Below are 7,306 nucleotides of genomic sequence, written 5' to 3'. Positions count from 1 at the left end.
ACCCTGAAGGTCGACTCCGGCCTGGGCAAGCAAGGCAAGATCAGCGCAACCGGCGAGGTCAACCTCAACCCGGTCAGCGCCAAGTTGAAAGTGAACACCCAGGACATCGACCTGCGCGTCGCGCAATCCTATATCAGTCCGTTTATTCGCCTGGAGCTGCGCAGCGGTATGCTGGGCAGCAACCTCGATGTGAACCTCAAAAGCACCGAGCCTTTGGCCCTGCAGGTCACCGGCCGCGCTCAGGTCGACCAGTTGCACACCCTGGACACCCTCAAGACCCGCGACTTTCTCAAGTGGCAGCGCCTGGTGCTTGAAGGTGTGAACTACCAGCACGGCGACAGCCTGTCGATCGATAAGGTCAACCTGCTGCAGCCGTATGCGCGTTTTATGATCAACGATGACCGCACCACCAACATCGATGACTTGTTGATCCCGCAACCGGCCGACAGTGGCGCCAAGTCGGCAACCAAACCGGCGGCGAGCAAAGACAAGCCATTGGGCATTCATATCGGGCAGGTTGCGATCAATGACGGCTCGGCCAACTTCGCCGACTTCAGCCTCACGCCCAACTTCGCCACGGCTATCCAGCAACTCAACGGGCAGATTGGCACTATCGACAGCCGCCAGGCCAAACCGGCCAGCGTCGACATCAAGGGCAAGGTGGATCGCTACGCGCCGGTCACTATCAAGGGCAGCGTCAACCCGTTTGACCCAATGGCGGCGCTGGATATCGCCACCAGCTTCAAGCGTGTCGAACTGACCACGTTGACGCCATATTCCGGCAAGTTCGCGGGTTTCCGCATTCGCAAAGGCCGTCTCAACCTCGATTTGCACTACATGATCACCAAAGGCCAGTTGAAGGCTGAAAACAAGGTGGTGGTTGAGCAATTGCAACTGGGTGAGAAGGTCGACAGTGCCGATGCCGTCGATTTGCCGATTCGCCTGGCCATTGCGCTGCTCAAGGACACTGACGGCAAGATCTCCATCGAACTCCCAGTGACCGGCGACTTGAATAACCCGCAGTTCAGCGTCATGCCGATTGTGTGGCAGACCCTGCGCAACCTGGTGGTGCGCGCAGCCACGGCGCCGTTCAAGTTTATTGGCGGGCTGGTCAGCGGTGGCGGCTCGGAAGACCTGGGTAACGTGTCGTTTGCCGCAGGCTCCAGCGAACTGAACAAAGAGGCCGAGGGTGCTCTGAATACCTTGGCCAAGGCACTGAAAGAGCGCCCTACTCTGCGCCTTGAGATTGAAGGCACGGCAGCGGCCAGCAGCGATGGTCCGTTCATCGCCGCAGATCGCCTGGAGCGTGAATACCAATACAACTACTACAAAATCCTCCAGCGTCGCGGCGACAAGGTGCCAGCCCAGGCGTCATTGCTGGTGGTGCCGGAGAAGGAAAAAGCGCCATTGCTCGAAGGCATCTACCGCACCCGTCTTAAGCAACAACCACCGGCCGAATGGAAAGACCTGAGCAGCGATGACCGCACTGCGAAGCTGCGTGATGGCTTGATCAAATTCTGGGGTGCCAGTGATGTATTGCTGCGCCAACTGGGGCAGGACCGTGCCAGCACTATCAAGGACTACCTGGTGGACAAAGGCCAGTTGGAAGATGACCGGGTGTACTTCATTGACGCCAGCCTGGGGCAGGCGGAGAAAGACGGTCGGGTCGTTACACCTATGCATCTGGATGCCGAGTAACCCCCAAGCGACATCTACTCAACTGTGGGAACTGGCTTGTGTGGGAGATAGATTGTGTGGGAGCTGGCTTGCCTGCGATAGCATCACCCGGGTTTAACTGAATAACCGAGGTGTTTGCATCGCAGGCAAGCCAGCTCCCACACAAGCCAGCTCCCACAGTTGATCGTCAGCTGCCCTGCGCAATCCTATTCCCCACACAATAGAACAGGCCCCGACACAAGTGCCGGGGCCTGTAATGACCACATCCGTGTGGTCGGTCGCATGAACTTTAGAGGTGCATCGGGTGGATAACTAACTCACCCTAAGCCGCCGCCGTCTAGCTCAGACGATTCTTTTAGCGTTACTGAACGGTCAGACCATCAGCCGATACAGATTTAACGCCTTTGATTTTCTTGGTGATCGCAACTGCGGTGTCTTTCTGAGCCTGGGTCACAGCAGCAGTCGACGACAGCGACACTACACCGTGGTTGGTTTCGACTTTGATGTCGGTACCAGGAATGCCTTTCTCAGTAACCAGATCGGATTTCACTTTAGTGGTGATCCAGGTGTCCGAAGTGCTGGTCTTGGCTTTGTCGACGTTGTCGGCTTTAGCTACGCCGCCAGCCATCAGGCCGTCAGCAGAAACAGCGGTAACACCTTTGATTTTCTTGGTGATCGCTACAGCCGTGGCTTTCTGGGAATCAGAGATAGCGACGGTGGAGGACAGGGAAACCACGCCTTTGTTGGTTTCAACCTTGATGTCCGAACCAGGAATGCCTTTCTCGGTCAGCAGATCAGCTTTTACTTTGGTGGTGATCCAAGTGTCCGAAGTGGACTCTTTAGCCTTGGTCATTTCACCGGCCGCCAGGGTCATTGGGGCTTGGGAAGTCTGAGCAAAGGCTACGTTAGCACCCATGGCCAGAGTCAGAGCGGTAGCAGTAGCGAGAGCGAACTTCTTCATACGAGTAACTCCTGTTTTATTAAAAGTCTGCAGCGTGTAAACCTTGATGCTGCAGCGTTAACAGGGTTATTGCAGGCAGTGTGCCAAGTCGCGAAATCGGAATAAAACCTTTATAAACAAAAACTTATAAAAACAGGCAATTTTCGAAATCGTGCAACTTGCATGAAGTCGATCGTGCCTGCATGCAAGTTGCGGCTTTTAGAATTTACTAAGCGACTGATTTCCCGCTACTTTCCTGTGGGCATAAAAAAAGGACTCCGAAGAGTCCTCTTTTTCAGCGTAAAGCCTGCGGGTGATTAAACGCCCGAAGCCTTGGCTGCTGCTACGTCCTTGATGGACAGCTTGATACGGCCGCGGTTGTCCACGTCCAGTACCAGCACTTCCACTTCCTGGCCTTCTTTGAGAATGTCGGTCACTTTCTCAACGCGAGCGTCGCTCAGCATGGAGATGTGCACCAGACCGTCTTTGCCCGGCAGGATGTTGACGAATGCGCCGAAGTCGACGATGCGCTCAACCTTACCCACGTAGATCTTGCCGATCTCGGCTTCAGCGGTGATGCCCAGAACGCGCTGACGTGCAGCTTCAGCAGCTTCCTTGGTTTCGCCGAAGATCTTGATCGAGCCGTCGTCTTCGATATCGATCGAAGCCTTGGTTTCTTCACAGATCGCACGGATGGTCGCGCCGCCTTTACCGATAACATCACGGATTTTGTCGGTGTCGATTTTCATCGCGATCATGGTCGGAGCATTTTCCGACAGTTCGGTGCGCGACTGACCAATGATCTGGTTCATCTGACCGAGGATGTTCAGGCGCGCTTCCAGGGCTTGGCCCAGGGCGATTTCCATGATTTCTTCGGTGATGCCCTTGATCTTGATGTCCATCTGCAGCGCGGTAACACCTTTGGCGGTACCGGCTACTTTGAAGTCCATGTCACCCAGGTGGTCTTCGTCGCCCAGGATGTCGGTCAGGATGGCGAACTTCTCGCCTTCTTTAACCAAGCCCATGGCGATACCGGCAACCGGTGCCTTCATCGGTACACCAGCGTCCATCAGTGCCAGGGAAGCACCGCAAACGGAAGCCATGGAGCTGGAACCGTTGGACTCGGTGATTTCCGACACAACACGGATGGTGTACGGGAACACGTCAGCAGCAGGCAGCATCGCGGAGATCGAACGACGAGCCAGGCGGCCGTGACCGATTTCGCGACGACCAGCGCCACCCATGCGACCACACTCGCCCACCGAGAACGGAGGGAAGTTGTAGTGCAGCATGAACGGGTCTTTTTTCTCGCCTTCCAGGGTGTCCAGCAGCTGTGCATCACGGGCAGTACCCAGTGTTGCAACGACCAGAGCCTGGGTTTCGCCACGGGTGAACAGCGCCGAACCGTGAGTCTTCGGCAGAACGCCGACTTCGATGTTCAGTGGGCGCACGGTGCGAGTGTCGCGACCGTCGATACGTGGCTTGCCGTTAACGATGTTTTCGCGAACGGTGCGGTATTCGATTTCACCGAAGGCCGCTTTGACTTCGCTGGAAGAAGGCTGGCCTTCTTCACCGGACAGCTTGGCTACAACCTGATCCTTCAGCTCGCCCAGGCGCGCGTAACGGTCGGCCTTGACGGTGATGGTGTAGGCGTCGGAGATGGCAGCACCGAACTCGGAGCGGATAGCGCCCAGCAGTTCAGTCGCTTCAGCCTGTGGAGCCCAGGCCCACGTTGGCTTGGCAGCTTCGGCAGCCAGTTCTTTAACGGCCTTGATCACGGATTGGAACTCGTCGTGAGCAAACAGTACAGCGCCCAGCATCTGGTCTTCGGTCAGCTCTTTGGCTTCCGATTCAACCATCAATACGGCTTCAGAGGTACCGGCAACGACCATGTCCAGGCTCGAAGCTTTCTGTTGCTCGTAAGTCGGGTTCAGCAGGTAGCCGGTGCTTTCATGGAAAGCAACGCGCGCAGCGCCAATCGGGCCATCGAAAGGAATGCCGGAGATGGCCAGGGCAGCCGAGGTACCGATCATCGCAGCGATGTCCGGATCGGTCTTCTTGCTGGTGGAAACGACGGTGCAGACAACCTGCACTTCGTTCATGAAGCCTTCTGGGAACAGCGGACGGATCGGACGGTCGATCAGTCGGGAAGTCAGGGTTTCTTTCTCGGAAGGACGGCCTTCACGCTTGAAGAAACCGCCAGGGATCTTACCGGCAGCGTAAGTCTTTTCCTGGTAGTGAACGGACAGAGGGAAAAAGCCTTTGCTCGGGTCTGCGGTCTTTGCGCCAACAACGGTCACCAATACGGTAACGTCGTCGTCAACGGTAACCAGCACTGCGCCGGAGGCTTGACGGGCGATACGGCCTGTCTCGAGGGTAACGGTCGACTGACCGAACTGGAATTTTTTGATAACCGGGTTCACGGTGTCCTACCTTCTTTGTGGCTCTTGGGGGAACTTGTCTTCTTGCGAAATTCTTGGGCAATGCCGGGAATCGGCCCGACGCTCGTCCAGGGTAAAACGTGTATCCAGATAAAACTTGAGGCTGGGAGCCTGCCATGGGCCAGCGGAAATCCCACTGACACACGGCAGACAACCAACCTCTAGCGCAATCGCTTATTAGCGACGCAGACCCAGGCGACCGATCAGAGCCTGATAACGACCCAGATCCTTGCCTTTCAGGTAGTCCAGCAGCTTACGGCGCTGGTTTACCATGCGGATCAGACCACGACGGGAGTGGTGATCTTTACCGTTGGCCTTGAAGTGACCTTGCAGCTTGTTGATGTTGTGGGTCAGCAGTGCAACTTGCACTTCTGGCGAACCAGTGTCACCAACAGCTTGCTGATAGTCAGCAACGATTTGTGCTTTTTCTTGAACGTCGAGAGCCATGAGGCAATCCTTTTTTCAGGAAACCACCCAAAGGGCAGCTTCAACAGGCCAGGGACAAATCCCTGTATCTAAAAATGAGTGTTGACCGTGCCTGTTAACAGCCACACTCGTTCGGTCATTCTGACCGAATCAGTCGACGCGGCGCTATACGCCCGTCTTCGCTCACTTCACCGATACCGATAAAGCGACCGTTATGATCCTGTACCCGCACCATACCGAACTTCGGAGCGTCCGGGGCACGTACCGGCTGACCGTTTAGCCAGTAGAACGCGCTGTGCTCCGAGAAGTGCAGCAATGGCCAATCCAGCAAACCGCTGTCCGATGGCATCAGGAAGCGATCAACCGCTTCATTGCCGCCTTCGGCATGTACCGCTTCCAACTCTTCCAGCGTGACCGTCTGGGCCAGGGTGAAAGGTCCGGCTTGAGTACGTCGCAGCTCTGCAACGTATGCACCACAGCCCAGTTGCTCACCGATATCTTCCACCAGTGTACGAATATAGGTGCCTTTGCTGCAGTCCACCGACAATCGTGCGGTGTCGCCTTCACTGGCGAGCAATTCAAGCCGCGCAATAGTAACAGAACGCGGTTCACGCTCCACTACTTCGCCCGCACGTGCCAGCTTGTAAAGAGGCTGGCCATCACGCTTGAGCGCCGAGTACATCGGCGGTATCTGACTGATTTGCCCACGAAAAGCGGGTAAAACGGCCTCGATATCAGCACGACCAACGGTCACGTCGCGAACCTGCAGAACATCACCTTCGGCATCCGCCGTGGTGGTGGTCTTGCCCAGTTGCATGAGGGTTTCGTAACCCTTGTCGGAATCGAGCAGGTATTGCGAGAACTTGGTGGCCTCGCCAAAGCACAACGGCAGTACACCGGTGGCCAATGGGTCGAGGCTGCCGGTGTGCCCGGCCTTCTCGGCATTGAGCAGCCAGCGAACCTTCTGCAGCGCGGCATTGGAGGTAAAGCCAATGGGCTTGTCGAGCAGAATGATGCCGCTGACGTTGCGACGGATACGTTTGACCTGAGCCACCGCTTACTCCTTGGCGTCTTCAGGTGTGGACGGGTGCTGGCTGTCTTCAGCCACAGCGCGCTCGATCAATGCCGACAGGTGCGCACCACGCACGACGCTTTCGTCGTAGTGGAAGTGCAACTGGGGAACACTGCGCAGCTTCATTTCACGGGCCAACTGCATGCGCAGGAAGCCTGCAGCCGAGTTGAGCACCTTGATGCTTTGCGCGATTTCTTCGCTGTTGTCCTGCCCCATCACGGTGATGAAGATCTTGGCGTGACCCACGTCACGGCTCACTTCAACGGCGGTGATGGTGACTAGGCCAACGCGCGGGTCTTTGACTTCGCGACGGATCAGTTGGGCCAGCTCACGCTGCATCTGATCGCCGATACGTTGGGTACGGCTGTATTCTTTTGCCATGTCTTGTTACCTGTTACTGCCACACGGTGAAACCCGTGGGGTCTGAAAGCGGCAAACGCCCGGCCTGACAAAAGCCAGACCGGGCGTTGCGTTTAGAGTCCGTACGCTGCGCGGGGCATTTGCATGCCCACACGCGGCGTGGCTCCGGAAGTGCGCGAGTTAGAGGCTGCGAGCAACCTGGACCTTCTCGTAGACTTCGATCTTGTCGCCAGCCTTGACGTCGTTGTAGCTCTTGACGCCGATACCGCATTCCATGCCGGCACGTACTTCGGAAGCGTCATCCTTGAAGCGGCGCAGGGATTCCAGCGCCTTCGAAGATAACGATGTCTTCACGCAGTACACGGATCGGACGGTTACGTTACATAGTAC

6 protein-coding genes and 1 pseudogene are annotated in these 7,306 nt (G+C 56.5%); 1 reads left to right on the top strand and 6 read right to left on the bottom strand.

Going from position 1 to position 7,306, the window contains the following annotated elements:
• The coding region (locus FEM54_RS19370; RefSeq protein ID WP_138452520.1) for a DUF748 domain-containing protein at positions 1-1,698 on the top strand (1,698 nt) is incomplete at its 5' end.
• A 340-nt stretch (positions 1,699-2,038) separates the two neighbouring features.
• Here the strand turns inward: FEM54_RS19370 and FEM54_RS19360 are convergent.
• From FEM54_RS19360 to FEM54_RS19335, 6 genes and pseudogenes are all read right to left on the bottom strand, one after another.
• A complete protein-coding gene (locus FEM54_RS19360; RefSeq protein WP_099547638.1) occupies positions 2,039-2,638 on the bottom strand; it encodes a BON domain-containing protein in 600 nt (199 codons plus the stop codon).
• Positions 2,639-2,934: 296 nt separating this feature from the next.
• On the bottom strand, positions 2,935-5,040 hold the full coding sequence (gene pnp, locus FEM54_RS19355; protein ID WP_017139247.1) for a polyribonucleotide nucleotidyltransferase: 2,106 nt from the start codon (positions 5,038-5,040) through the stop codon (positions 2,935-2,937).
• A gap of 195 nt (positions 5,041-5,235) precedes the next feature.
• The gene (gene rpsO, locus FEM54_RS19350) at positions 5,236-5,505 is read right to left on the bottom strand and encodes a 30S ribosomal protein S15 (RefSeq protein WP_003176135.1); all 270 of its coding nucleotides are present in this window, start codon (positions 5,503-5,505) and stop codon (positions 5,236-5,238) included.
• A gap of 115 nt (positions 5,506-5,620) precedes the next feature.
• Positions 5,621-6,538, bottom strand: a complete 918-nt coding sequence (gene truB, locus FEM54_RS19345; protein ID WP_017139248.1) for a tRNA pseudouridine(55) synthase TruB — start codon at positions 6,536-6,538, stop codon at positions 5,621-5,623.
• Positions 6,539-6,541: 3 nt separating this feature from the next.
• Positions 6,542-6,937, bottom strand: coding sequence for a 30S ribosome-binding factor RbfA (gene rbfA, locus FEM54_RS19340; protein WP_003176137.1), 396 nt, complete (start codon positions 6,935-6,937; stop codon positions 6,542-6,544).
• A 159-nt stretch (positions 6,938-7,096) separates the two neighbouring features.
• Positions 7,097-7,295: pseudogene (locus FEM54_RS19335) on the bottom strand (hypothetical protein); the annotation flags it as partial.
• Positions 7,296-7,306 lie beyond the last annotated feature (11 nt).

Source organism: Pseudomonas edaphica, assembly GCF_005863185.1.
GTDB classification, from domain to species: domain Bacteria; phylum Pseudomonadota; class Gammaproteobacteria; order Pseudomonadales; family Pseudomonadaceae; genus Aquipseudomonas; species Aquipseudomonas edaphica.
The sequence above is the reverse complement of the archived record's forward strand: the minus strand, read 5'-3'. Positions and strand labels throughout refer to the sequence as shown.